The sequence below is a fragment of the Planomonospora algeriensis genome (assembly GCF_977012225.1).
In genome coordinates, this window is sequence record NZ_CDRNDK010000792.1 from 1 (window position 1) to 1804 (window position 1804).

The window sequence follows — 1804 nt, forward strand, 5'->3', positions numbered from 1 at the left end:
GCCGGGGAGCCGGGCGGCCCGCGTCGTGCTGGGCGCGGCGGCGCTCACCGCGTGGGACCTGTTCCTGGACCCGCAGATGATCCGGCTGGGCCTGTGGGTCTGGCACGATCCCGGTCCCTACCGGGGCGTCCCGCTCGGCAACTTCGCCGGGTGGCTGGCCGTTTCGCTGCTGGTGATGGCGCTGATCGACCGCTGCCTGCCGGACCCGGCGGCGCGCAGCACCGGGCTGGCCGCGCTGTACACGGTGATGGCGGTCATGGAGACGGTCGGCTTCGCGGTGGTCTTCGACCCGCCCGACCCGCTGGTCGCCGCCGCCGGAGGGATCTGCATGGGTGTGTTCGTCCTGCTCGCCTGGAGGCGTCGATGGCGGAAGTGATCGTGGTCGGGGGCGGCGTCGGAGGGATGGTCTCCGCATTGCTGCTCGCCCGCGAGGGGCACCGGGTCCGGCTCTACGAGCGGCTGCCCCGGCTGGGCGGCAAGCTCGCCGAGCACCGGCGCGACGGGTTCGCCTTCTCCGCGGGACCGTCCCTGCTGACCCTGCCGGACCTGTTCACCGGCCTGGGGCTGGAGCTGGACCTGGTGGAGCCGCGCGAGCTGTGCCGCTACCGCTTCGCCGACGGCTCGGTGCTGACGGCGCCCCGCGACCCCGAGCGGATGGCCGAGGCGGTGGAGCGGCTCGCGCCGGGCCAGGGCGCCGGCTGGCGGGCGTTCCACGCCTGGGCCCGGCGGTGCTACGAGGCGTCGGCCCGCGGCTTCTTCGCCGGGCCGGTGATCTCCCTGTCCCGGCCCGCTCCGCGCGGGCTGCTGTCCGACCTGGCGGCGGTCGCGCCCGGCCGCACGCTGCACGGGCTGGCCCGGCGGTTCTTCACCGACCCGCGCCTGCTGCAGTACGCCGGCCGCTACGCCACCTACGCCGGTTCCAGCCCCTACCGGGCGCCCGCCGCGCTGGCCTGCGTGCCCGCGATCGAACACGGCGAGGGCGGCTGGTACGTGGCGGGCGGGCTGCCCCGCCTCGCCGACGCCCTGGCCTCGGCCCTGGAGAAGGCCGGGGTGGAGATCGTCCTCGGCTCCGAGGTCACCGAGGTGCTCGCCGGCCGCGACCGGGTGCTGGGCGTACGGCTGGCCACCGGCGAGCGCGAGCACGCCGCGGTCGTGGTCGCCAACACCGACGCCGCGGCGCTCTACGGGCGGCTGCTGCCCGACCGGCGGCGGCTGCGGCGGATCGCCTCGCTCGGCCTGTCCTCCTCGGCGTTCCTGATGATGGCCGGGGTGGAGGGCCGGACCGAAGGGCTGGCCCACCACACGGTGCTCTTCTCCGCCGACTACGAGCGGGAGTTCGCCGACGTCTTCGACCGGCGGCGCCCGCCGGAGGACCCGACCGTCTACGTCGGCTGCTCGGCGGTGGACGACCCCTCGCAGGCGCCGGAGGGCTGCGAGAACTGGACCATGCTGGTCAACGTCCCGGCGCGCGACCCGGGCCGGTGGCCGATGTCCCCGCACGCCTACCGGGACCTGGTGCTGGAGCGCCTGGCGAGCCGGGGCCTGGACCTGTCGGGCCGGCTCCGCTTCGTCGACCTGCTCACCCCCGCCGACCTGCGCGACCGCTACGGTGCCTGGGGCGGGGCGATCTACGGCGGCGCCCACGGCGGGCCGCTGGCCCCGCTGCGCCGCCCCGGCAACCGCGGACGCTGCGCGGCCTGTACCTGGTGGGCGGCTCGGCGCATCCCGGCGGCGGGCTGCCGCTGGTGGCGATGGGCGGGCGCATCGTGGCGTCGCTGGTGGCCGAGGACCTCCCCCGGTGACC

2 protein-coding genes are annotated in these 1804 nt (G+C 76.6%); both read left to right on the forward strand.

What is annotated here, in order from left to right:
* Positions 1 to 376: carotenoid biosynthesis protein (locus ACWJ6R_RS35820; RefSeq protein ID WP_449066461.1), on the forward strand; the 376-nt coding region annotated here is incomplete at its 5' end.
* Positions 364 to 1804 (forward strand): phytoene desaturase family protein (locus ACWJ6R_RS35825; protein WP_449066462.1); only part of this gene is annotated, 1441 nt, incomplete at its 3' end. The genes ACWJ6R_RS35820 and ACWJ6R_RS35825, both read left to right, overlap by 13 nt.